General features: G+C 35.5%; 21 protein-coding genes. 5 read left to right on the top strand and 16 right to left on the bottom strand.

Annotated features, from left to right (window positions below; genetic code table 11):
• Together ATE47_RS14585 and ATE47_RS14590 are read left to right on the top strand one after the other, a co-directional pair.
• Positions 1–222 (top strand): PspC family transcriptional regulator, encoded by a 222-nt coding sequence (locus ATE47_RS14585; RefSeq protein WP_062162642.1) that lies wholly within the window; start codon positions 1–3, stop codon positions 220–222.
• 2 nt (positions 223–224) lie between these two features.
• Positions 225–737, top strand: a complete 513-nt coding sequence (locus tag ATE47_RS14590) for a GNAT family N-acetyltransferase (RefSeq protein ID WP_062162643.1) — start codon at positions 225–227, stop codon at positions 735–737.
• A gap of 146 nt (positions 738–883) precedes the next feature.
• Here the strand turns inward: ATE47_RS14590 and ATE47_RS14595 are convergent, their stop codons facing one another.
• From ATE47_RS14595 to ATE47_RS14605, 3 genes are all read right to left on the bottom strand, one after another.
• On the bottom strand, positions 884–1,618 hold the full coding sequence (locus ATE47_RS14595; protein ID WP_062162644.1) for an SIMPL domain-containing protein: 735 nt from the start codon (positions 1,616–1,618) through the stop codon (positions 884–886).
• A 101-nt stretch (positions 1,619–1,719) separates the two neighbouring features.
• Complete coding sequence (locus ATE47_RS14600; RefSeq protein ID WP_062162645.1) at positions 1,720–2,505, bottom strand: hypothetical protein; 786 nt, start codon at positions 2,503–2,505, stop codon at positions 1,720–1,722.
• A gap of 14 nt (positions 2,506–2,519) precedes the next feature.
• The gene (locus ATE47_RS14605; protein ID WP_062162646.1) at positions 2,520–3,257 is read right to left on the bottom strand and encodes a carboxypeptidase-like regulatory domain-containing protein; all 738 of its coding nucleotides are present in this window, start codon (positions 3,255–3,257) and stop codon (positions 2,520–2,522) included.
• A gap of 181 nt (positions 3,258–3,438) precedes the next feature.
• Between ATE47_RS14605 and ATE47_RS14610 the strand changes: the two genes are divergently transcribed.
• Both ATE47_RS14610 and ATE47_RS14615 read left to right on the top strand, forming a co-directional pair.
• The gene (locus ATE47_RS14610; protein ID WP_062162647.1) at positions 3,439–6,579 is read left to right on the top strand and encodes a UvrD-helicase domain-containing protein; all 3,141 of its coding nucleotides are present in this window, start codon (positions 3,439–3,441) and stop codon (positions 6,577–6,579) included.
• A gap of 48 nt (positions 6,580–6,627) precedes the next feature.
• Positions 6,628–7,413 (top strand): hypothetical protein, encoded by a 786-nt coding sequence (locus tag ATE47_RS14615; RefSeq protein WP_062162648.1) that lies wholly within the window; start codon positions 6,628–6,630, stop codon positions 7,411–7,413.
• A 75-nt stretch (positions 7,414–7,488) separates the two neighbouring features.
• Here ATE47_RS14615 and ATE47_RS14620 read toward each other — a convergent pair whose 3' ends face one another.
• The 8 genes from ATE47_RS14620 to folE all read right to left on the bottom strand — a co-directional run bounded on the left by ATE47_RS14620 (position 7,489) and on the right by folE (position 16,823).
• On the bottom strand, positions 7,489–7,998 hold the full coding sequence (locus tag ATE47_RS14620; RefSeq protein ID WP_062162649.1) for a ferritin: 510 nt from the start codon (positions 7,996–7,998) through the stop codon (positions 7,489–7,491).
• A gap of 126 nt (positions 7,999–8,124) precedes the next feature.
• Positions 8,125–8,592: a hypothetical protein gene (locus tag ATE47_RS14625; RefSeq protein WP_062162650.1), complete on the bottom strand. Its 468-nt coding sequence runs from the start codon at positions 8,590–8,592 to the stop codon at positions 8,125–8,127.
• Positions 8,593–8,772: 180 nt separating this feature from the next.
• A complete protein-coding gene (locus ATE47_RS14630) occupies positions 8,773–9,813 on the bottom strand; it encodes a hypothetical protein (RefSeq protein WP_062162651.1) in 1,041 nt (346 codons plus the stop codon).
• 139 nt (positions 9,814–9,952) lie between these two features.
• Positions 9,953–12,604, bottom strand: a complete 2,652-nt coding sequence (locus ATE47_RS14635; RefSeq protein WP_062162652.1) for a 4-alpha-glucanotransferase — start codon at positions 12,602–12,604, stop codon at positions 9,953–9,955.
• Positions 12,605–12,727: 123 nt separating this feature from the next.
• Positions 12,728–13,891 carry a T9SS type A sorting domain-containing protein gene (locus tag ATE47_RS14640; protein ID WP_062162653.1) on the bottom strand — a complete coding sequence of 388 codons (1,164 nt, stop codon included), beginning with the start codon at positions 13,889–13,891 and terminating at the stop codon, positions 12,728–12,730.
• A 187-nt stretch (positions 13,892–14,078) separates the two neighbouring features.
• Positions 14,079–15,545, bottom strand: coding sequence for a cysteine--tRNA ligase (gene cysS / locus ATE47_RS14645; protein WP_062162654.1), 1,467 nt, complete (start codon positions 15,543–15,545; stop codon positions 14,079–14,081).
• Positions 15,546–15,714: 169 nt separating this feature from the next.
• Positions 15,715–16,146 carry a DinB family protein gene (locus ATE47_RS14650; RefSeq protein WP_062162655.1) on the bottom strand — a complete coding sequence of 144 codons (432 nt, stop codon included), beginning with the start codon at positions 16,144–16,146 and terminating at the stop codon, positions 15,715–15,717.
• A gap of 11 nt (positions 16,147–16,157) precedes the next feature.
• On the bottom strand, positions 16,158–16,823 hold the full coding sequence (gene folE / locus ATE47_RS14655; protein ID WP_062162656.1) for a GTP cyclohydrolase I FolE: 666 nt from the start codon (positions 16,821–16,823) through the stop codon (positions 16,158–16,160).
• Between the two features lie 97 nt (positions 16,824–16,920).
• Here folE and ATE47_RS14660 point away from each other — a divergent pair, with 97 nt between their 5' ends.
• On the top strand, positions 16,921–18,078 hold the full coding sequence (locus tag ATE47_RS14660) for a hypothetical protein (protein ID WP_062162657.1): 1,158 nt from the start codon (positions 16,921–16,923) through the stop codon (positions 18,076–18,078).
• Positions 18,079–18,145: 67 nt separating this feature from the next.
• Here ATE47_RS14660 and metF read toward each other — a convergent pair whose 3' ends face one another.
• The 5 genes from metF to ATE47_RS14685 all read right to left on the bottom strand — a co-directional run bounded on the left by metF (position 18,146) and on the right by ATE47_RS14685 (position 25,261).
• Positions 18,146–19,105 (bottom strand): methylenetetrahydrofolate reductase [NAD(P)H], encoded by a 960-nt coding sequence (gene metF, locus ATE47_RS14665; protein WP_062162658.1) that lies wholly within the window; start codon positions 19,103–19,105, stop codon positions 18,146–18,148.
• A 7-nt stretch (positions 19,106–19,112) separates the two neighbouring features.
• Entirely contained in the window at positions 19,113–21,773 is a 2,661-nt protein-coding gene (gene metH / locus ATE47_RS14670; protein ID WP_062162659.1) for a methionine synthase, read from the bottom strand.
• 6 nt (positions 21,774–21,779) lie between these two features.
• Complete coding sequence (locus tag ATE47_RS14675; protein WP_062162660.1) at positions 21,780–22,871, bottom strand: fatty acid desaturase family protein; 1,092 nt, start codon at positions 22,869–22,871, stop codon at positions 21,780–21,782.
• Between the two features lie 84 nt (positions 22,872–22,955).
• Entirely contained in the window at positions 22,956–23,966 is a 1,011-nt protein-coding gene (locus ATE47_RS14680; protein WP_062162661.1) for a homocysteine S-methyltransferase family protein, read from the bottom strand.
• A gap of 134 nt (positions 23,967–24,100) precedes the next feature.
• On the bottom strand, positions 24,101–25,261 hold the full coding sequence (locus tag ATE47_RS14685; RefSeq protein ID WP_062163573.1) for an O-succinylhomoserine sulfhydrylase: 1,161 nt from the start codon (positions 25,259–25,261) through the stop codon (positions 24,101–24,103).
• Between the last annotated feature and the right edge of the window lie 23 nt (positions 25,262–25,284).

Raw genomic sequence — 25,284 nt, forward strand, 5'->3', positions numbered from 1 at the left:
ATGTTTGATAATATCCGCCATAAAATGGAAAGAGAATGGTTTGGCGTTCTTACAAGAATGGGAACCAAATTGGGAATTCCGGTTTCCAAGCTTCGTGTTTTCTTTATATATTCAACTTTTGCAACGGCAGGATTTTTCTTTTTAATTTATCTGGGGCTGGCTTTTACTTTGTGGATCAAGGATATGTTCATCACAAGACGGCCCAACGTTTTTGACTTATAATCATGGAATTTTTACAAATAACTTCTCCTGAAGACTACAGGGTCCAGGAAATCTTCGCTTCATACTGCAGTACTTTTCCTGAGGATGAAAGGAGAAATGACAGTCAGTTTACGACTTTGTTTTCCCATCCGAATGTGAAAATAATCTCCGTTTTACACGATGCAAAAAATATCGGTTACCTCATTATCTGGGAACTGAGTAATTTTAATTTTGTGGAGCATTTTGAAGTTTTTGCTGAATTTAGAAATCAAAAATTAGGCTCAACTATTACCAATTATTTATTTGAAAATTATCCAAGAATCGTATTGGAAATTGAGCACGGAAATAAAAATGAGGATGCATTAAGAAGATTTTCTTTTTATCAGAAAAACGGGTTCCATCTGATTGACGAAATGTATGTTCAGCCGAGTTACGGAGTCGGGAAAAGCCCTTTGGAGCTTTGGTTGCTGGCAAATTATATTCCTGAAAATTTAGAGGAAGTCAAAGATGAAATTTATGATGTTGTTTATCATTAAAATATATTAAACGCTGGAAGTATTCAGCGTTTTTTGTTTCCCACGGATTCCACAGATTATTATGTATAGTTTTAAAAAAAAATATTTAACATAAACATTTGTGTAATCTGTGAAATCCGTGGGAGAAATATTTGTATTAGTAAAATTTAATTCACTCCATACTCCAACTTAATCGTAATGCTTGCTTCCTTATCTTTGGAAGCCGTGTTGAAAGTCCCGCCATAAGAATAATCTTCATTGGAATTCGGTGCTGTAATCTGGATAACTCCCATTGTTGCTTTTTTCAAATTTCCTAAACTGCTTCCTGAATTCTCTGCAATTTTTTCGGCGCGCGCTTTAGCATCCTTCGTTGCAGCCGCAATCATTTCCTGTTTTACAGTTGCAAGTTTGGTATAGAAGTAATTCGGGGAAGATGAAGTGAATTCTATTCCACGATTGATAATTTCCGTGATATTTCTGGAAAGGTTTTCAATTTTCGCTACTTCTTTACTTTCTATGGAAACTTTTTGTGAGAGATTATATCCTGAAAACTCACCCTGAACATTATTTCCGTTGGAATCTGTATAATTCCTGAACTGTTTTTGAATATCAACCGAAGAAAAAACAATTTCGTTTTGCTTAATTCCCTTTGACAGCAAATAATCATTGATGACTTTCCTGTCTAAAGCCAGTTCGTCGTAAGCTGCCTTTAAATCAAAATTATTTTTAGAAAAGCTTCCAGACCATGTAATGAGATCGGAAGTGAATTGCTTGGTTCCCAGACCCGTAACAGAAATAGTGTTTTCAGATTTGTTTCTGTTTTTAATAGCATTTCCAAGAATCCCGAGGCCAATAACGAACCCAAGGGCGGCAATTGTGATCGCAATAATGTTTTTATTCATAAAACTTTGTGGAATTTGATTGTTGTAATTGAAACATTTTCATTTACATAGAATAATTATTATCAATTTTCATTCCAATTTTAAGATTTTTTTAACATTTACTATTGCTTACTTTCTTTCAATCTTTCCACATAAGGCGGGATGGTTTTTTCCAGTCTTAGCAATGCGCCAGATAAATTTTTTGCTCTTACAAACATCCTTACCTGAGGTTCAGACAAAAATGAATATTCAATAAATTCTGAAATTCGCTCCTTAGGAATTCCTTCTTTTGTAAAATATTCTTCCTCTACCCTTTCCTTAATCCAGATGATATCTTCCTGAAGATCATCATATCTGTACTGCCGTTTCTGCCTCCTCGCTTTTCCGCTGATCAGATCGTACATTCCCTGCACATTCAGTTGTCCTAGAAGCATCGGAATCAAAACCTGCTTCACTTCTGCGGGTTTTTCACGCATTTTCCCGACGGGTTGAGGAAGCCCGACCGCATCTTCAACAATTTTTCCTTTGTCAACCTTCGCTACCCTTTTAGAATCTTTTGATAAATCACCGGTAATTTTTGTAAGTTCGACCTCTTCAATTTCCTGTGCGATTCTGACCATTTTAACAAACAGAAAGGGGTTATTTCCATTGGTAAGAACTCTTATAGAAGCTCTTTCAAAGCCTGCTTTTATGAACCTCAGCTCATCATTATTTGTCGCCTCAATAGAAAATTCGCCGGAAGAATTGGTAGATACTTTTTGATCTTTAGCAATATTAATAACCGTTACACCTCCCAAATCAAAATTATTTTCATCTGAAATCTTACCCGTTATGGTTTGCTGTGAATAAAAATTAGCAAAAACAAAACAACAAATAATGTACAAACCTTTAATAATCTGACTTTTCATAAAATATTTTAAATTTATGGAGTCTTATACAAAGATATTCTATTCAGCACTGCATTTTTGAATCTATTTAAATCTGAATCGTTGCAATAGCCGTATTTAAGGATAAATTTTCTTTCAAAACCACTCCTGAAAATATAAAGAATAAAATGCTGGATTTGTGACTTATCAATTTTAAGATCTTCAAAGAATTTGTCTCCTAAAGCCGTTTGAAGATAGCTCATGAAATCAATATCGTCCCATTTATTTTTAATTTTCCCTAATGAAAAAACTCCTTTCGTAACAGGCTGCACAAACTCTCCGGCTCTCGCAGCCAAAACTCCGGGATCAGATTTTTGAGACATATAAACTGCAAGATCGCTTTTTAATTTTTGCACTTTTTTGGAAGGATTCAGGTTTTTTGAATCTACTTTAATATCTCCTGTAACGCCTTTCTTAATTTCAACTTCCGCGATCAGAATTGCAGATCTTGTCAGCGTCACATTGATCGGAGAGGTGATATTTTCTTTTGTGATCTTTTTATTCGCACGTTCGTAGCCGGTTTTTACAAAACGTAATTCGTCACCTACCCTTCCGGAAATCATAAAATGTCCGTCACGGTTGGTTGTCGATCTCTCGTCTGTTCTGATATTGATCACTGTTACATCCGGAATTTCAGCATTATCTTCTGTAACAATCTTCCCAAAAATATAATCCTGGGCATTAATATTGATAAAAAGTAAGGTAAATAAAGAAAAGAATAGTTTAAGTTTCACAGGCTATTTTTTATAAAGCAAAACTAAAGTTATTTTTAAATTATACCATAAGTTTAACCAGAGTTAACGTGTTTTAGGAATTATTTTAGATTTTTAATTTCAAAACTGTTAAATAGTGAATTAAAATTGTTAAAATTTCACTTAAAATTTAGCTAACTTGCAGTCACAATTCTATTCAAAAATGCAAAATTCTTATACAGTTATCAACGCTTCAGCAGGCTCGGGGAAGACTTATGCCCTCGTTCAGCGTCTCTTGATGATCTGTCTTCGATATCCTAATCAACAGCAGTCGATCAGGAATATTTTGGCATTGACTTTTACCAACAAAGCTGCCAATGAAATGAAGGAAAGAATATTGTCCTGGCTGGGGAGTTTTTCCGCGGATAATTTCGCTGAAAATATAGATTTAAAGAATATTCAAAAGGCATTTGAGGAAGAAGGTTTAAAAATTACCATTGACGAATTGCATCACCGTGCAAAAAAACTGCTCGATTATGTTCTTCATAATTATTCTACTTTAAATATTGGAACGATTGACCGCTTCAATTCCCGTCTTGTAAGAAGTTTTTCTTATGAATTAGGTTTGGCGAAAAATTTCAACCTTGAAATAGAAGCAGAGCCATTTTTAATTGAAGCAGTTGATAAAATGCTCGACCAAATCGGGGAAGATGAAGTGATTTCCAATTCTTTTATGGATTATGTGGATTACAGCCTTGAGAATAATGAAAGGATTAATTTAAATAAAAGTCTTTATGACTCTGCAAAAGAATTTGTAAAAGATATTCATTATGAGCATCTTAAAAACAATAAAGACTTCGACAATACGAATTACGAAAACATAAAAAATACACTTCGAAAAGAGATTGTATCTAACAAAAAGCTAGCTGTCGAACTTGCTACAAAGTCCATTGAATTATTTCAATCAAGAAATATTGATATTGAAGATTTTGCACAGGGAAAAAACGGGATTGGTAGATTCTTTACTAAAGTATTAGATTTTTACAATCAAAAAAGACCAGGATTTCCTTTTCCTACCACAGCAGAAGAATCCGTAGTAAATAATTATAGAAAAGGTGCTGCTACGAAATCAAAACATAAGGAATCTGAAATTTTTGAAATCCTTGATCAATTGCTGGAATACAGAATGCAGCTGATTCTTTTATACATCGAAACACAGAAAAAAGAGAAAATTTTATCAGCTCTTCTTCCTTTAAAAGTTAATAAAGATATTCAGGATGAATTAAAAAAAATTGAAGATGAAAATGATTTGGTTTTACTTTCAAAATTCAATATTCTCATCAACGAAAGTCTGCGGAACGAACCGTCTGCATTTATTTATGAAAAAGTCGGCTCACAATTTCAGCATTATTTTTTCGATGAGTTTCAGGATACGTCCGAGCTTCAGTGGCAGAATTTCGTCCCGTTGAGAGACCATTCTATTTCTACTGAAAACACTTCATTCACACTGGTTGGTGACCCGAAACAAAGTATTTATCGTTTCCGTGGCGGTGAAAGTAAACTAATGCTGGACATTATCAATAAAAAAGAAATTTCACCAAAACAAGCTGAACTTCTTATTTTAAAAGACAACTGGCGAAGTGCAAAAAATATTGTGAAATTCAATAATGACCTTTATAAATTTCACTCTGATATTTTAGAAGAAGAACATAAAAACATTTTCGGGACGGATGCCGAACAAAATCCGAAATCAGGTATTGAAGGGCGCGTAAAGGTGAATCTTATAGAAAACTTAACCAATGAGGATTTCTACAATGATACTTCTGAAAGAATGCGGAAAGATATTCAGGAAATTCTGGATAATGGTTTTAAATTTTCAGACATTACAATTCTTTGCCGTGGAAATTTTGACATTTTCAGTTATTCTCAGAAATTAGGAACCCTGAAAGTGAATTACAAAGGGGTAGAAACTAATATTAAAACCATTTCAGAAAAAGGCCTTACGCTGGAATTATCAAATACGTTGAAAGCTGTTATTGAATTCTTGAAATGGGAAGTCAACCCGAAGAATAAGCCTAATTTAATCATGATGATGTATTATCTGAATAAATTGGGGAGGATTCACATGACAGACTTCACCCTGGAAATGAAAGAAATTCTGGATATTGAATCTTATGAAGAAATTCTTTCATGTATTCAGCAGAAATATGCGCTGAAATTAAAGCAGGATAATTTTCCGAAATTTAATTTATACAACTTTGTAGAATATTACGTCAATGAATTTTCGGTTGAAAACAAAGAAACGGATTTCCTTCTAAACTTCCTGGAAATGCTTTTTAATTTTACACAAAATGCCGGTGCAAGTACGAAAGAATTTTTGAAATATTGGGATGAAGAAGCATCAACATATACCATTCAAGCTTCTGAAAACATTGATGCAGTGCAGATTATGACAATCCACAAGGCAAAAGGCCTGGAATTTCCGATTGTTTTTATTCCGATGATAAATAAAAACCGGGACGCAGAATTTACGAATTGGTTTGAAACGACTCAGGATGCGGTTTTAAAATCAGTTAATATTAATCAATTCAATAAAAGTCTTGAAGTTTACGACGAAGAAATTGAAAAATTCAACAAACAAAATTCTTATAAAAACTTTGTTGATCGGCTTTGCCTTCAATATGTTGCAACAACAAGACCTGTAGAACAGTTGTTTTTTTATATCCAAAAAGCTAACAAAACGTCTAATAATCTTGAGCTGCTGGAGTTTCTGCAATCTAAAAACACGGAAAATCTTGACGAGTTTGATTTGTATGAAGTTCATCCTGAAATGCTGAAAAAATATTCAAAAAATAAAACTTCATCTTTTAAAACAAAAGATATTCGTAATCTGAAAAATATTAATGAAAAAAGCACTTCCATAAAAATTGCTACTCCGTCGAAAAATTATCAGGTTCGGAATGAAAAGGTAAGAATCGGACTTTTCGTTCATGAATTATTATCGCAAATCAATACCGCAAAAGATATAGGGAAAGTACTTGAATGCTATGTTCTGGAAGGACAGATCACCATAGAAGAAAGAGATGAAATTCAACAAAATCTGGAGCAAATCATCGAAACGTACAGCGAAGTTTTTGATGAAAAATGGGAAGTAATCAATGAAAAAGATATTATGATTTCTGAAAATGGAGAAAGCCGGGTTTATCGCCCCGACCGGATTCTGAAAAGTAATGAGGGTTATATTATTGTCGATTTTAAAACAGGTGAAGAAAGCATAAAAAACGAAAAACAAATTGAAAATTATAAGAATATTTTAGAAAATCTGGGAAGAAAAGTATTGAAAACACAGCTTATCTATTTATAAAGGCAGGCACAGATTTTGCACAGCACTCTTCATTAAATTAAAAAACAGATGAAAAAAATTACACAGATAGCACTTGTTGCTGTTCTTATTTCGTGTGGTAAAAACCAGACTGAATCTTCAAATACTACAACCCAAACCGCTTCAACTCCCGAAACTCCTTTGGCAAAAGCTGCTGAGCAAATGGCAGGAACCTGGGTTGACGGCAGCTACCTCGAAAAAATCAAAAAGACAAAGTCCGTTTATCCAAACAGGGAAAGCAAAACCAAAATTTTATTTTTAACGCTTGATAAAAACGAATTGCTGAAAGGTGTTGCCCTATTGAAGGGTTTTACCGCCGAGGAAGGTGGATATGATGTACAAATAAAGTTTGACGAAGCTAAAAATGAGTTTGCAAAGGATGAAATGATCAAAGTTTACAACGCTGATTTCACAGAACCTTTTGAACTAAAAATGAACAGCTCCAACAAGCTTGAAATGGTTTTCCCTAACAAAACTGATGTTTATCAAAAGATAAATAACGATCTCCCGACCGAGCTTAGAAAAATCCTTTTTGAAGGAAGCTATACCGAAAAGAATGGTAAAGCTAAAATCAATTTTGAAAGCGATGGCAAAGTGAATTTTAAAGGATACAGCAAATATGAAGTAATCAATAGTTTTGTGGACGGAATACAGAAATTCGATGGAATTCTTTTTTATAAGGCCAATTCTACAAATCCGGATCTTTATCAATTTACCATAAAAGGAAATATTTTGGAACTACAATATATTCACGAAAATGAGAGTGATAGAAGCTTAAAGGCTGAAGGTGAAAAAGTGATTTTAACGAAAGGATAATTCAATAGATTTTTTAAAATAGTTTCGGCGGTGCCAAAGGCACCGCCGAAACTTTATATTATCAATAAGAAATTATTAAGCCGTAGCATCCGGAGTAAAAACTCTTTGTCCCAATTCCTGATCAAAAAGATATAAAGCAGAAGGGTTATCACTTACCATCTTGATTTTAGTGACCAATTGAGATGCGCTTGCTTCCTCTTCTACCTGCTCGTTGATGAACCATTGCAGGAAAGAAGTTGTAGCAAAATCTCCCTCATCATTAGCATTTTTCACAATATTGAAAATACTTTTGGTAACCTTTTTTTCATGTTCCAGAGCTTTTTCGAAAATATCTATTGCATTGGCAAATTCATGCGGTGGTTTTGGGATTTCTCCTATGATAATTTCACCTCCCACGTCATTCAGATAATCAAACATTTTATCTGCGTGCATTAATTCTTCTTTGCTTTGCACTCTGAAATAATTGGCAATTCCGTCAAGATCCTTTGCTGAAAACCAGGCAGACATTGACAGATAATATTGTGCAGCGTATTGTTCGTGAGCTATTTGTTCGTTAATTAATGTTGCAATTTTCTCGCTAACCATAAGTAATAAATTTTATAGTCAAAATTAGGGATTATACCCGGAAATCAAAAATTTAATGGAGATTAATACAAAGAGAGCGGAATAAATCCCGCTCTCATAACATTAAAAAATCAAAATTATAAACTATTAATTGGCTTCCGGAGTTGCCGTGTTCATTGGCTTCTTCATCATTTTACCACCTTTCATACCTCTCTCTTTCATCGCCATTTTTCTTTGCTCCATTTTAGCTTTTCTACCTGCCTGCCATTTATCATACTGCTCAGGAGTCAGGATTTGTTTCATATCTGCATCCATCTGGGCCCTTTTAGCCTTCATTTGTTCCATTCTGGCCTGTCTCTGATCTTTATTTTTATCAAACTCAGCTTTCATTTCAGATTTTTTTCTTTCCTGAAGTGTTTTGATTTTTTCTACCTGACCTTGGTTAAGGTTTAAATCTTTTTGCATCTGAGCCAAATGTTCCTGTTCTCTCTGTTGGAATTTTTGTTGCATTTCTGCTCTTCTTGCTTCTTTTTCCTGTGGAGTTGGAGTTGTCTGTTGTGCCATTGCAAAACCTCCCATTCCGATAAATGCTATTGCTAAAACTAATTTTTTCATCTTTTTAAAAATTTAATTAATTGTTATACATCTTTTTGATTATTAGTTAAAACTAAAGTTAAAGTCAAATATTCACAAAAAATGTTAAATTTTAATATTAATTTAAAAATCAAACAAAAACAAAAAAAAGAGCAGATCCTAAAATCTGCCCTCACACCACTTAAATATAATATATGAAAATTAATTTTTCGCAAATCCGTTTCGGAAGCCTCCATTTCCACGCTTTTCGCCACCGCCATTATTTTGTCTAGGAGCGGAATTCTCATTTCTCTTGAAACCACCTTCCTTTCTGAAACCGCCACCATTATTTTCTCTTTTAGGAGCGCTTTCTCTTCTCTCTCCACCTCGGAATCCGCCACCATTATTCTCAACTCTTTCCGTACGGAAACCGCCGTTATTTCTTACACCATTATCACTATTTCCTCTGAAGCCTCCATTACTTCTTACGCCATTATCACTGTTTCCTCTAAAGCCTCCATTATTTCTCACTCCGTTATCATTGCTTCCTCTGAAACCGCCGGAATTATTATTTCTATTGTCATTATTACGGAAACCTCCTGAATTATTACCGTCCCGTCCAGGTCCTCTGAAGCCGTTATTCGGTCTGTCACTTCTTCTTACAATATTGAAAGTAGGATTATCCATTCTGTGGAATCTTGATCTCTCCACTCTGTAGATATTTATATTTACGTTTCTATAACGCGGCATCGGTCTGCAGATTGACGCATAGTGCGTTCTTCTGTAATTCTGGAAATAAACCACCGGGCTGTATCCTCTGTAATAGTTATTCTGGAAGACTACAAAAACTCTCGGTCCCATAATTCTCTGCAGCGCGTAGAATCTATCGTAGTACCATCTGTCCGGATTGTATCTGTAAAAATTATTCCAGGTAGAGAAACTTATATACAAATTATTCAGTCTTAAAATCTGATCTATCTGCCAACGAGACAATCTGTTTTGATTAAAAAACACATTCCAGTTGATACTGACAATACTGTTTCTGTAGTCGTTATAATTGCTTTGGTAATAATCATTGGGATAATAATCCTGAGGATAATTGTAGTAATAATCATCAGGGAAATAATTCTGGTCGTCCTGATCACTGTAGTAGCCATCATTCTGATAATATCCGTCATCATCTCCCCATCCGTCATTTGGATACTGCTGAGCAAACGACAAAGTCGCCAGACTCATAGCAAAACCGATTAATATTTTTTTCATTTCTATAGTCGTTAATTGGTTAATATATAGTGGAATATTTCTATTCTATCTTTTTGATGTAAATAAAAAAAAGAAGTTAAATCTTTTGATAAAACTTCTTTTAATTTGTCATTAACTAATTGATAACCAAATGTTAAATTTACATTCGCCCGCTATCTTTTACCCAATTTGCTATCTTTTGATTAAAATCTTCCTGTCCTTTTAGCTTTTCTAATGTCAAATGCATTCTATATCGCCAATAATGAGGAAAAACAGAAGGATCATTAATTCTTTCATTGTCCATTTCAGGATTCATAAGCTCCTCATCGGTAGCCAAAAACTCCTGAATGGGGAAAATCGCGAGCATCGCATCGCTGTAAAGATGCTGTTTCATAATAATTCCTGAAATATGAGAATCCATTTCCTCAGGAGATTTTCCGTATTGAACTAATTGTTGGTTAAAATATTTCTGCGTTAAGGCCGGATCTTCTTTCCACCATTGCCTCAATGTGGAACTGTCATGTGAAGAAGCCGTAACTACGTTAAGATAACCTGCGTTTTTAGGATTATAAAAAGGAATGTCATCAGAAGGCATTCTTTGAACTTTTAAAGCAACAATCGCCAATTCATCCATCACCGCCGGCACACAATCCGGAACCATACCCAAATCTTCACCACAAATCAGCATTTTCGTTGCATTGAGCATTACCGGAAGTTTTTCCATTGCTTTTTGATACCAAAGATAGTCCTGTCTCCTAAAGAAATAGTCATGGTAAAGGTCATAGATGGATTTCTTTTCCCAATCCGACAAATATTTATACGAATCTGTATTATAAATATTAAATCTAGGATGATAAACTATCTGCCCGTCTTTCTCTTCAATTAAAAATAAAACGTTCGCACAAAGGGAAATCAATTGTTCTTCAATCGTACCGCGAGGATTCTTTTTAAAGAAATCAGATAGTTTTCTCTGAGTATTAAATTCTTCTTTAAATGAATACATTCCATCTTCATTACTATCAATAAACTCAAGAGCCTTTTCTTTATCTTCTCCAAAATAATTCCAAAGGATCTGCTCATTGATAAAAGGCTTGCAATACCTGTCAAAATTAAACGGAATATGCCATGCATTAAATTCCTCCAAAGTAATGGGAACGGCAGGATAAAAGTAACCCAAAATCCCTTGTGTAGCGGAAATAGGCATCCTCCAGATTCTGAAAAAGCCTAAAATATGATCAATTCTCATAGCATCAAAATACTGTTCTAATGCTTTAAATCTGTTTTTCCACCATTTGAAATCATCTGCCTTCATGGCATCCCAATTATAAGTCGGGAATTCCCAGTTTTGACCAAGTTCCGTAAAGTGATCCGGAGGTGCTCCTGCCTGGAAATCCATCCCGAATAGTTCAGGTTCCGTCCATGCTTCCACCGAATGTCTGTAAATACCGATTGGCAAGTCTCCTTTTACAGAAACTCCCAAACTATGGGTATAATCTATCGCATCCTTCAATTGCTTATGAAGCTGGAACTGAACCCAGGCGTGGAGCATTGAGGCATCGTAATCTTTACTTTTCGCAGTAAAAAATTGCGAAATTTTGCCTGCAATATATTTTTTGTGCGTTTTCCATTCATTGAAATTCGGTGTTTTGTATTTGTCCCTCAACACGCAGAATGCAGCGTAAGGAATCAGCCAGGACTCATTGTCTTTTATGAATTTTTTGAAACTTCTATCTTTATAAATCTGGTCTTTACTCGCATTAAAAACAGCTTTCAAATACTTCCATTTTGAGGAAATTACTTTCTCATAATCGATAAGCTCTAAAACATTTAATGCTGCTTTTTCACTTTTATATTCTTCAACTAAATCTTTCGGTAATTCAAAATCAAGGTTTTCCAGAGAAATATACTTAGGATGCAGGGCATAAATGGAAACGGCAGCATAAGGATAAGAATCCGTCCAGCTATAATTCGCTGTCGTATCATTGATCGGTAAAATCTGGATAATTCCAAGATTAGTTTCCTGAGCCCAATCCGCCAGTTTTTTCATATCAGAAAATTCCCCTACCCCGAAACCGTCTTCAGTTCGTAATGAAAAAATCGGAACTGCAACTCCTGCATCGTGATACAGCTGATACAGCTTGAATTTAAAATAATGATTCGAAACTACATGTAAAACATCCTTCATCTGATTCGGGACAGTGAATCTGTTTTCACCCGTTTCCACATCAATGACTTTGCCTTTTTCCTTGTCATAAAGACAATATTTAAACTGAATATATTCATTTTCAGGAATTTCAACAGATGCCTCCCAAATTCCGATTTCCGTTTGTGACAGATGAATTGCTTTGTCATAATCCCAATTTCCCAACGAAGCCGTACTCCCGATTACTACAATCTTCCAGTTCGGGTTGTAAATCGGCGCTTCAATTCTGAATAAATGGGTGTGTTTTTTCAACACTGAAACTTTTTCAGGAGAAAACTGGTTCAGCTTATTGTAAAGAATTTTGTTATTTAAGTAATTTTCAGGAAAATTTTTATTGTTCCATTCATCAAAAATCATGAATTCCTTATAGTTGTGAGGAAAATTGAGGTGATGTGAAACAAATTCTTCGCGCAGAATATTTCCCCTGTCGTCCACAAGCTGATACTTATAAGAAATAGATTTTGAAAAATAATCTACCTCACATTTCCACAAGCCATTTTCTGCATAAAACATGATATGGCTTTGTAATACAGCTCCTTCTCCATCGATAACCAGCAACAACTTCTCTCCTGCTTTTGCACTGTAACCTACATTAAAATAAAGCTTCATTTACATTTTTTTATAAAAATACATTTTAATCTCGAAAAACAAAACTTATCGAATATCAAATATTCATTAAAAAAACCTTCTCAAATACTCGAAAAGGTTTAGATTTTAAACAAAGTTAAAAGATTATTCCGTTACCAGAATTTTCTTGTTTAATAATATTTTTCCTGATTCATCGGTAATGCTCACCAGGTAAGCTCCAGTCACCAGATTTTTAAGGTAAACCTGCTGATTCAAAGAGCCTTCTTTTACAGATAAATTCTGTGTCATCACGTTTTTACCTGATAAGTCAAAAACATTGAATTTAATATTTCCTTTTACTGTTTTATCGTTAACATTGATATTGATAAATTGTTCATCAACTCTTGTTGGATAAATATCAAGATTAGCAAAAACGTTGTTGGAAACAGCCTTATCATTCGCGAAATATTTACTTGCTAAATCATAAATATGCAAATTTTGTTCGCCTCCAATTTGTTTTGCCTGTAAAGTATTCAAATCAACTTCATACATAGGCGCACCTTTTGCACTTGCAATGACTACATTTCCTTTTGCATTCACAGCAGAGCCGTTAACGGAATAATTTTCAGGAATACCGGAAATTTTACCTACAAATTTCGCTTTTAATTCTTTAGTTGAAATTTTAAAAACATTTCCATACGCAGAAAAAACGTAGAAATTATGGTCTGCATCGGCAATCATGTCTCCACCAAAACCTGTTTCTATTTTTGTAAAAGAATTTTTCCCGTTTGAAGCATCGTCTTTAATGATCCCAAGATCATTTACAACATATTGATTTCTTTTTTTGCTGATTTGTAGAAACTGTGTTCCGGCGTTGTTGATCGCATAAATATTTCCGTCATAGCCTGTTGCCATTCTTGTCATGTGAGAATTGATGTCGCACGAAGTGACTCTGGCAACAGTATTTTCAACCAAGGTAATGTCTTTTGTTTTTGCATTTAAAACATAAATATTGGAAGAAAACATCGGCATGTACACCAAATTGTTGTTGAAATCATAGGCTAATGTTGCCATATTAATTGCCTGAGAATTGTTGTATGAACTCTTGTCCTCAGTTACAGAACCATTTCTTGTCTGTGAGAAAACTTTTGCAGAAAAATCTGATGTGAAAATTTTCTCTCCGGAAGTACCGTTCGTTGCATCAATTGCACGAAAATCATTGAAAATAATACTTGGCGTATCCTTTCCCACAAGTGCAAAAAAGTCTTGCTGTGCGTTTACATTTGCTCCTGCTAAAAGCAAAAATAAAGGGAATAAAAGTTTTTTCATATTATATAAATTTTAGTTTAATCATTTTAGTATGACTAAGTTACGTAATTTATAAATTGAATGACAAAAAAATTCCTTTTAATTTTCTTTCAATGTAATGAGATTCTTCCTTCGTCAGAATGACAGGGTTATGCATAAAAAAACTCCCACAAAAACTGTGAGAGTTATATAAAATATTTTTAAAATTCTAATTCAAAACATAAGTTGTTCCGTCTCGTCCATCTTTCAATTCAATGCCTTCTGCAAGGAGTTTGTCTCGAATTTGATCTGAAAGTTCAAAGTTTTTCGATTTTCTTGCCTGGTTTCTTAACTCAATTAAAACTTTTAAGGTCTGGTCCAGTTTTTCATTGTTATTTTCCTCAATCGTCTGTAATCCCAACACATCAAAAATCAAAGCATTTAAAGTAGATTTTAATTCCTCTAAATCTTTAGTCGAGATCGTTTCTTTACCATCATTTAAAGCAAAAATATATTTTACGGCTTCAAATAAATGAGCAATTAAAACTGGCGAATTAAAATCATCCGTTAAAGCATCATAAGCTTTATTCTTCCATTCTTCAAGACTGAAAGCTGATTGTTTTTCATCATTCGGAGTGATTGAGTTTAATACTTTAACAGCTTCCATTAATCTGATGAAACCTTTTTCACTGGCAATCATCGCATCATTGGAGATATCCAAAACACTTCTGTAATGCGCCTGCAAAAAGCAGAAACGTACAATCGACGGATGGAAAGATTTTTCAAAGAAATCATTTTCACCGGTAACCAACTGCATCGGTAAAATGTAATTCCCTGTTGATTTACTCATCCGTTGAGAATTCATTGTCAACATATTAGCATGCATCCAGTAATTTACCGGAGCAGCATCATTGCAAGCTTTTCCCTGGGCAATTTCACATTCGTGGTGTGGGAATTTCAGATCCATTCCGCCTCCGTGAATATCAAAAGTTTCACCTAAATATTTAGTACTCATTGCAGTACACTCAAGATGCCATCCCGGGAAACCTTCTCCCCATGGCGAATTCCATCTCATGATGTGAGCCGGAGACGCTTTTTTCCAAAGGGCAAAATCCTGTGGGTTTTTCTTTTCACCCTGTCCGTCAAGATCACGCGTGTTTGCAAAAAGTTCTTCGATATTTCTTTTTGAAAGTTCACCATAATTTAAACCTCTTCTGTTGTATTCCAACACGTCGAAATATACAGAACCATTGCTTTCGTAAGCGAAACCTTTTTCAATTAACTTTTGGGTTAATTCGATTTGCTCAACGATATGGCCTGTTGCCGTCGGTTCAATATTAGGTGGCAAAAAGTTGAACATTTCCAGGACTTTATGAAAATCAACCGTATATTTTTGTACGATTTCCATGGGTTCCAGTTTTTCCAAACGTGTTTGCTTTACAAATCGGTCGTTATTAACGTCTCCATCGTCGGTAAGATGGCCTGCATCGGTGATATTTCTTACATATCTTACCTTGTAACCCAGATGCATAAGGCTTCTGTAAATGAAGTCGAAGGAAAGGAAAGTTCTCACATTTCCCAAATGCACATTGCTGTAAACGGTAGGTCCACAAACGTACATTCCAACATTTCCGTCTAAAATTGGTTTAAATATTTCTTTTTCTCCTGTAAGAGAGTTGTATATTTTTAATTGCATTGATTTTTTATTAAAAGTTTAATGATTTAAATTTTTAATGCAAGCCCGAAGGATATTACATCAAAGTCCAGTGTACAAGACAAAATCTTTTACCAACAACATTCCTGGCAACAACAAATAATGGTTGTTACAAAAATCTTGTCTGAAACTTTTTTAAATTTTATCATTATTAAATAGCTTTTAAATGATGTCGCAAATGATCAATATAATCATTGATAATAAATTCTAATGTGAAAATCTGAGGTTCGGTTTTTGTCATGTCACAGGTTCTCGTCAAAGCTTCATCAGGAATATTTTCCACAACATTCACAATCTGAAAATTCAAAAACTTCCAAAGATTAATGATATCAGAAGTCGGAATATTCTGATAATTCTGAGCTTTTACCCAAAAATCCTGATCATAGACTATATTCTCATTTTCTTTATATTGAGTGATCACAAACCTCCTGATATTGGACAAAGCACTATCACAAAGGTGACCTAAAACTTCTTTTTTAGACCACTTTTCGGGGGAAATTTTATATGACCAGTCTTCTTCGTAGATTTCTTCAAATCTCAGAAGCTCTTCCTCAACAATATTTTTAAGAATCTGATAATCCATTTAGTTCAAATTTAGTCCAATTTTGCATGACTTCCTACATAATGTAAAAATTCCTGCCTCGTAATAGGATTGGTTTTGAAAATTCCGCTCAGTTCTGCCGTAATGGTGGAACTTGCCGTGTCTTTAATTCCCCTGCAATTAACACAAAGATGCTTCGCGTCAATAATGCAGGCTACATTCTTGGTCCCCAAAGCTTCTTTCAAAGCATTTACAATCTGCATCGTCAGTCTTTCCTGTACCTGTGGCCTTTTGGCGTAATAATCTACAATCCTGTTAATTTTCGAAAGCCCGATAACTTCACCGTTTGAGATATAAGCAACGTGTGCTCTGCCGATGATCGGCAAAAAATGATGTTCACAAAAAGAATACACCGTGATGTCTTTTTCCACCAACATCTGGCTGTATTTATATTTATTGGAAAATGTAGAAATTCCCGGCTTATTTTCTGGCAAAAGTCCTCCGAAAATTTCGTTAACGTACATTTTTGCCACTCTTCTTGGAGAATCTTTCAGAGAATCATCCGTCATATCCATACCCAAAGTATGCATAATTTCCCCGAAAAGCTCCGTTATTTTTTCTATTTTTTCTTCTGGTGATTTATCAAAAGCATCTTCCCGTACAGGCGTATGTTCTTTTCCAGTGAAAATATCATCGTCGTTATCAGTAAAATCAACCATTTTTATTTAATTTGCACAAAAATACGGATAAAATCTGTTTCATTAATTTCAAATTAAGCTAAAAAATATTATTTTAAATCCATTCTCATTATTAGCCATGATTATTGTTGAAGAAGTACACAATGAAAACCAAAAAACAGAATTTTTAGAGTTTCCCGCGAGGCTTTATCGTGAGGATAAAAATTACATCAGGCCTTTAGATAAGGACATCGAGGAAATTTTCAATCCTGAAAAAAGCAGATTTTACAAATCCGGAGAATGCGCCAGGTTTTTATTTAAAAATAATCAAAATCAAACTGTTGGGAAAGTTGCCGTTTTTGTGAATAAAAGCTACAAACAAAGTCAGCCAACGGGAGGAATCGGTTTTTTTGACTGTATTAATGATCAGGAAACAGCCAACTTTATTTTTGATTATTGTAAAAGCTGGCTTCAGCAAAGAGGAATGGAAGCTATGGACGGACCGATAAATTTCGGGGAGCGCGATAAATTCTGGGGACTTCTCATTGACGGATTCATCGAACCTCTTTATGGAATGAATTATAATTTTCCTTATTACAAAGAGCTTTTTGAGAATTATGGTTTTAAAATTTATTTTGAGCAGCTTTGTTTTTCAAGACCAATTTTCGCGGAGGTTTCCAGAGTTTTTACTGTAATGCATGCAAAACACAGTAAAAATCCTGCAATTTCTGCTCAACCAATGAAAAAAAATAACCTGGAGAAGTTTGCAAAAGATTTTACCGAAGTTTATAATAAAGCCTGGGCTGCACATGGAGAAGGAAAACATATGAGTGAGGCCAAAGTCCTGAAAATGTTTAAAATAATGAAACCCATTATCAATGAACATATTTCATGGTTTGTTTATGAAAACGATAAGCCCGTTGCCATGTGGATGAATATCCCGGATTTGAATCAATGGTTTAAATATTTAAATGGAAAGTTTGGAATATGGGAAAAACTTACATTTTTATGGGTGAAAAGGTTTAAAAAGAACGAAAAAATGGTGGGCCTTGTTTTTGGAGTGGTTCCGGAATGGCAGAGGAAAGGGTTGGAAGGCTACATGATCTGGGAAGGAACTCAACATCTGAGAAAACATACCGATTTTAAAACTACCGAATTGCAGTGGATCGGTGATTTTAACCCAAAAATGATTAAGATCGCCGAAAGTCTGGATACCACAGTGACCCGAAAACTGGCAACTTATAGATTCTTGTTTGATCGAAATAAAGCATTTGAAAGGCATCCAATGATAGGATAGAGTTTCGGCGGCGGCAAAGCCGCCGCCGAAACTTAAAAGGGCTTTAAAAAATCAAATATTTCTTTATTTAGAACAACTCTCCAGCTACTTTTTTAATATTATCACTTTTTCCCATCGAATAAAAATGCAAAACCGGAACTCCGAACTCCAACAGTTCCTTGCATTGCGCAATCGACCATTCTACTCCGATCTGTTTTACAGCATCATTATTTTTTGCTTTTTCCACTTCGTTAATTAATTCTTCGGGCAAATCGATTTTAAAAATCTGTGGCAGAATTTTAAGGTGTTTCTTCGTTGCAATTGGCTTAATCCCCGGAATAATAGGAACTGTAATTCCCATTTCCCTGGCTTTGGTAACAAACTCAATAAACTTTTTATTATCAAAAAACATTTGCGTTACAATGTAATCTGCACCTGCATCAACCTTTTGTTTTAGCCATTTTAAGTCATAATTCATAGACGGAGCTTCCATATGCTTTTCAGGATAGCCGGCAACTCCGATGCAGAATTTATTCAATTCATCACACGCATCATCCTGATTATGAAGATATTTCCCTCTTCCCAAATCATTGATCTGATGAACCAGATCCATCGCACTTGCATGACCTCCCGGAGTAGGCTCAAAATATTGATGCCCTTTCATTGCATCACCTCTCAACGCCATAACATTATCGATTCCTAGGTACATACAATCCACTAAAAGATATTCTGTTTCTTCTTTTGTAAAACCTCCGCAAAGCAGGTGTGGAACAGTATCTACATTATATTTATGCTGAATGGCGGCACAAATCCCTAACGTTCCGGGACGCATTCTTGTGATTCTGCGCTCCATCAAACCATTTCCTTTATCGATATAAATATATTCTTCCCTGGACGTCGTAACATCAATGAAAGGCGGCTTAAATTCCATCAACGGGTCTATATTCATGTACAAATCTTCGATCCCGATTCCCTTTTGTGGCGGAACAACTTCGAGGGAAAATAAAGTTTTTCCATTTGCATTTTTTATGTGGTCTGTTATCTTCATTTTAATTTTAATCTGCTAAATTAGGTGACAACCATTTTCTGGCTTCCTGTAAAGAAATCCCTTTTCTTTTTGAGTAGTCTTTCAACTGGTCTTCTGTAATTTTTCCCAACCCAAAATATTTGGCGTGCGGGCTCCCGAAATAATATCCCGAAACCGAAGCTGTCGGGAACATGGCTAAACTTTCAGTCAAATAAACTCCGATATTTTCTTCCACTTTTAAAAGATCCCAAATCGCATGTTTTTCCAAGTGATCCGGACACGCTGGATAGCCTGGCGCAGGACGAATTCCTTTATATTTTTCAGCAATTAAATCTTCATTGCTTAAATTTTCTTGATTAGCGTATCCCCAATATTCTGTTCTCACTTTTTTATGTAAAAATTCCGCGTAGGCTTCTGCAAAACGGTCGGCAAGAGCTTTTACCATGATCGCATTATAATCGTCGTTTGCTTTTTCATATTCTTCTGATAATTCATCCGTTCCGAAACCTGTTGTCACACAAAAAGCTCCAACATAATCGGTTTTTCCTGAACTTTGAGGTGCTATAAAATCACTTAAAGCCAAATATTCTTTTCCTTTTGACTTTTGTAATTGCTGTCTTAATGTGATGAATTTTGACTGCGGCTGATTATTTTCATCAAAAATTAAAATATCATCATTTTCATCAGAATTGGCTTTAAAAATTCCGAAAATTGCTTTTGCGGTTAAAGATTTTTCATCTAAAATTCTTTTTAGAATAACCTGAGCGTCTTTAAATAATTCTTTTGCCTGAGCTCCAACAACCTCATCATCAAAAATATTCGGATATTTCCCGTGAAGATCCCAGCTTCTGAAAAACGGTGACCAGTCGATGAAAGGGACCAATTCATTCAGATCCTGATTCTCAAAAACCTGGATGCCTAATTGATTTGGGGTGAAAATTTCTTCATTTTCCCAATCGATTTTAAATTTATCTCTTCTTGCGTCTTCAATTGAAACGTATTCTTTATCCACCTGTCGGTTCAAAAACTTCTCACGGAATTCCGAATATTCGCTTTTTAAATCATCAACATATTCCTTATTTCTGTCACCCAACAAAGAACTCACGACATTTACCGCTCTGGAAGCATCATTTACGTGAACTACAGCGTTTTTATATTTTAAATCGATTTTTACGGCGGTATGTGCTTTTGAAGTAGTTGCACCTCCGATCAATAAAGGAAAATTAAGGTTTTGCCTTTCCAGTTCCTGAGCAATATACACCATTTCGTCCAAACTTGGTGTAATTAAGCCACTCAATCCGATCACATCAACATTATGATCAATTGCGGCCTGAATAATTTTTTCAGCGGGAACCATTACTCCCAAATCGACGATTTCATAATTATTACAACCCAACACAACGCTCACAATATTTTTACCAATATCGTGGACATCGCCTTTTACGGTGGCCATCAAAACTTTTCCGTTGGCGGGTCTTGAACCGTCTTTTTCAGCTTCAATAAACGGCTGTAAATAAGCAACCGCTTTTTTCATTACCCGTGCTGATTTTACAACCTGAGGAAGGAACATTTTTCCGCTTCCGAATAAATCCCCGACAACGCCCATTCCGGTCATTAAATTAACCTCAATTACATGCAAGGGTTTTTCTGACTGTAATCTTGCCTCCTCCACATCTTCTTCGATAAAACGGTCGATTCCTTTTACCAAAGCATGTGTGATTCTTTCCTGCAAAGGTCTCGTTCGCCATTCAAGTTCTTCAACGACCTCTTTTTTAACGGATTTATGCTTTTCGGAATAGTCAAGAAGCCTTTCTGTTGCGTCCTCTCTTTTGTCTAGAATTACATCTTCAACGAGCTCTAATAGTTCTTTATTAATTTCATCATAAACCTCCAACATCGCAGGATTTACGATCCCGATATTCATTCCTGCCTGAATGGCGTGGTACAGGAAAACCGAATGCATCGCTTCTCTCACTGTATCATTTCCACGGAAAGAGAACGAAACATTACTCACCCCACCGCTTACGGAAGCGTACGGAAGATTTTGTCGAACCCATCGTGTTGCCTCAATGAAGTCGATTGCATTCCTTCTGTGCTCGTCCATTCCGGTTGCGACGGGGAAAATATTTAAATCAAAAATGATATCTTCAGCCGGAAAACCAATCTGATTCACCAAAATATCATAAGAACGTTTTGAAATTTCAATTCTACGGTCGAAATTATCGGCTTGCCCGTCTTCATCAAAAGCCATGACAATGACCGCTGCACCATATCTTTTAATTGCTTTTGCCTGTTTGATGAATTCTTCTTCACCACCTTTCAAGCTGATAGAATTCACGACAGATTTTCCTTGAACCACTTGAAGTCCGGCCTCTAAAATCTCCCATTTTGAGGAGTCGATCATAATCGGGATTCTGGAAATATCCGGTTCTGAAGCAATTAAGTTCAGGAATTTTATCATGGAAGCTTTTCCATCGATCAATCCGTCATCAAAATTAACATCAAGAATCTGCGCACCGCCTTCAACCTGATGGCGGGCGATATCTAATGCTTCAGAAAATTTTTCTTCTTTTATTAATCTTAAAAACTTTTTGGACCCGGCAACGTTTGTTCTTTCACCAACGTTGATGAAGTTACTTTCCGGTGTAATAATCAAAGGCTCAAGCCCCGATAATCTTAAATATTTCATCAATTTTTATTCTTCTAAAATGTAATATGCATTATTTGCATTTTGTTTAAGCAAATCAACATGTTTGCCTAAAGCAGTAAATATGGGGAACCTTTTATAGGCTAAATTATGTTCTTTGGCGAATTTTTCTATTTCATCCGTAATTTCATTATAATAGAGATAGCTGTAATTTGGAAATAAATGATGGGCAACGTGAAAGTTGAAATTCCCTAAAATATTTCTTACAAACCAATTGTTTTCCTTTAAATCATTCGTTACCTCGAATTGATGATTCAACCAGCTGAACGGCAATCCGTTTTTCTCATCCAGTTTCGGAAAAGCGTTGTCCGGAAGCGGATGTAAAGGCAATAACACAAACAGTGCAAAAATACTTGCCGAAATCACCTGCAAAAACCAGGCTCCGAAAGCAAGACCAACCGAAACCTTAAAAAATATAATCGGAACCGCAATCTGATAAAAGAAATAAAATAATTTAAAGGTAACCATCTTCACTTTTTCTTTCATAGGAATGGCTCCCTGAGTTTTTAAAATCACTCTTTCTTTATCAAAAAAGTCTCTGAAATCCCTGATAAACATCCAATTGAACAAGTATAAAGGATAAACCAAAAAGAAAAAGAAATGTTGATACTTTTGAATTCCTTTTGCCTTAACCCACGGAACAATTAAAAGAAGTCCGCTTTGCTCAATATCTGTGTCCCAGCCGTCTACATTGGGGTAAGCGTGGTGACTTGCGATATGGCGTTTTTTCCAGATGTATGAATTGGCACCTACGAAATCGAAAATTTGAAGTACGAGTCCGTTTAATTTTTTGCTTTTATAAATATTGTTGTGTGCTGCTTCGTGAATTAAATTTAAATAAATTAAAACCAAAGAAATCCCCATCAACACAAAACTTGAGATATAAATCCAAGGTCTTTCGGCATTAAAAACCGCGAAAAAATACAACCCAAAATAGACCAAAGGCAGTATGATTGCTTTGATCTTAATATAAATATCCCTGTCTTCGGGAATGGCTGCTACTCGTTGGTTCACTTTCTTTCTTAGTTCATTAAACAGTTTTGCATCGTCTGAATCTTTTAAGTAAATCGGCTTTTCCATTACATTTAAATTTTGTGTTATATTTAAAGATAATATTAAAATTCCGTTTCTTTTTTACTGATTCAATAAAAAAAATCTATTAAATCAGACAAATTCCTTCAATTTCCTCGGTTCATATTTCTCAACCAAATCTGCAATGGCTTTGATGTGATCGGGTGTCGTTCCGCAACATCCTCCGATAATATTGATCAATCCTTTTTCTACGTATTCTTTAATCTGGCTTGCCATATCTTCAGGTGTTTCGTCATATTTTCCGAAAGCGTTTGGAAGACCGGCATTCGGATATGCTGAAACGTGGAATTCTGAATTATGCGCCAATGTTTCTAAATATGGTGTCAACTGATTCGCTCCCAATGCACAATTGAAGCCAACGCTTAGTAAATTTAAGTGTGAAACTGAGATCAAAAATGCTTCTGCAGTTTGTCCGCTCAACGTTCTTCCTGACGCATCTGTAATTGTTCCTGAAACCATGATCGGGATCTTAATTCCTCTTTCGTCCTGAATTTCATCGATCGCGAATAAAGCGGCTTTCGCATTCAGTGTATCAAAAATCGTTTCAACCAATAAAATATCTGAACCTCCGTCCAGCAAAGCTTCTGACTGCTGCTTGTAAGCCATTCTCAATTCATCAAAAGTAATGGCGCGATACCCCGGATCGTTTACATCCGGGCTTAAGCTTGCCGTTCTGTTGGTCGGACCGATGGAACCTGCGACAAATCTTGGTTTATCAGGATTCTTAGCAGTAAATTCGTCGCAGACTTTTCTGGCGATTTTTGCAGATTCATAATTCAGTTCGTAAACCAATTCTTCCATGTGATAATCTGCCATTGCGATTGTCGTTCCTGAGAAAGTGTTGGTTTCCAGAATGTCTGCTCCTGCTTCCAGATATTTTCTGTGAACTTCCTCGATTGCGTGCGGTTGCGTCAAGGAAAGTAAATCGTTGTTTCCTTTTACGGGATGCGCCCAATCTTTGAAACGCTCGCCACGATAATCTTCTTCCTCGAATTTGTATCGTTGAAGCATCGTTCCCATTGCTCCGTCAAGAATTAAAATCCTCTCGGATAATGCTTTGTATAATTGTTCTGAATTTTTCATTTATTTTTTTGATTTATTGTTATTGTTGGACACTCCGGTTTTTCGCAGCCCGACTTGAGCGGAGCTCTTTTTTGTGTAGCAAAGCGAAACAAAAAAAGCGGGAGCGGAAGGCGGAAATAGCTGCCCAAATTATTTTAATCCAATGCTTGTTTTAAATCTGCAATAATATCATCCACATTTTCCAAACCTACCGAACAACGAACGAGACCTGCAGTAATTCCTACTTCATTTCTCTCTTCATCCGTTAATTTTGAGTGTGTTGTAGATGCAGGATGTGTTACAATTGTCCTGGTGTCTCCAAGGTTTGCAGATAGTGAACACATTTTTATGTTGTCTAAAAATCTTCTGCCGCCTTCAATTCCGCCTTTGATTTCGAACGCTACAATATTTCCGCCTAACTTCATTTGTTTTTTCGCAATCTCGTAGCTTGGATGAGATTGTAAGAATGGATATTTCACCAATTCTACATTGGGGTGGTTTTCTAAAAATTCAGCCACTTTTAAGGCATTTTCGCAGTGTCTTTCAACACGAATTGCCAATGTCTCCAGGCTTTTCGATAAAACCCAAGCGTTGAAAGGTGACATTGCAGGTCCAGTATTTCTTGCAAAAAGATAGATTTCACGAATTAAATCCTCTCTTCCGACTGCTACTCCACCCAAAACCCGTCCTTGTCCATCAATCAGTTTCGTTGCAGAATGTACAACAATATCTGCACCATATTTGATCGGCTGCTGAAGATAAGGTGTTGCAAAGCAGTTGTCTACAACAAAGATCAGATTATGTTTTTTTGCAATTTGTCCGAAAAATTCTAAGTCCAAAATCCCAATTGCTGGATTTGTCGGTGTTTCCAGATATAGGATTTTTGTATTGGACTGAATATATTTTTCAATATTTTCTGCGTCTTCGGCTTTGAAATAGGTTGTTTCGATATTCCACTTAGGAAAATATTTTGTAAACAAAGTATGGGTAGAACCAAAAACCGACTGGCAGCTTAAAATATGATCTCCTGCATTCAACAAAGTTGCAAACGTTGAATAAATCGCCGCCATCCCCGTCGCAAAGGCATAAGCTGCTTCTGCACCTTCCATTTTTGCGATTTTATCGGTGAATTCCGTAACATTCGGGTTTGAAAACCGGCTGTATAGATTTTTAGGCTTTTCTTCTGCAAAACTCGCCCGCATATCTTCCGCATCCTGAAAAATAAAGCTGGACGTCAAATACAACGGCGTAGAATGCTCGTCAAACTGAGATCTTTCGGTTTGCGTTCTTATAGCAAGTGTTTCAAAGTTTGACAGTTGCTCGTTGTTAGTTTCCGGTT

Origin of the sequence: Chryseobacterium sp. IHB B 17019 (assembly GCF_001456155.1) — a bacterium.
In the GTDB taxonomy this organism is placed as follows: domain Bacteria; phylum Bacteroidota; class Bacteroidia; order Flavobacteriales; family Weeksellaceae; genus Chryseobacterium.